General features: G+C 48.0%; 1 protein-coding gene. It reads right to left on the reverse strand.

Translation table 11 applies throughout. From position 1 onward, the window contains the following. The coding region (gene coaBC, locus AC29Z1_RS09210) for a bifunctional phosphopantothenoylcysteine decarboxylase/phosphopantothenate--cysteine ligase CoaBC (RefSeq protein WP_488271165.1) at positions 1-569 on the reverse strand (569 nt) is incomplete at both ends.

Raw genomic sequence — 569 nt, forward strand, 5'->3', positions numbered from 1 at the left:
CAGCTACAGCAGCCGCTTTAATTACAATATCAACCATATCAAATTCAGACAAAACAGCCTCACGCATTTGCATGGCTGTTTCTACTCTTTTTACAATTACTCCTGATGGATTTGGCAGACTCGATGGCCCCGATACCAAGATAACTTCTGCGCCGCGCGCTGCTGCTACCTCCGCGAGAGCATACCCCATTTTGCCACTCGAACGATTACCAATATATCTGACCGGATCAATAGGTTCACGTGTACCAGCAGCTGTAACTAGTACCCGCTTGCCGGACAAATCCCGGCGGCGATGCAACAATGCTACGACTTTTCTCACAATCTCCTCCGGTTCAGGTAATCGGCCAGGACCTTCCACTCCACAAGCTAACATACCCGAGGCCGGCTCTACTATATGATACCCTAATCCCGCAAGTTTGGTTAAGTTTTGTTGAGTAATGGGGTTTAGATACATATTGGTATTCATGGCTGGAGCCAGCACTACCGGAGCTCGGGTAGCCATAACAGTGGTCGTAAGCATATCATCGGCTATGCCATTTGCTATTTTACCAATAATGTTGGCAGTTGCC

It is taken from the genome of Sporomusa sp. (assembly GCF_057736855.1).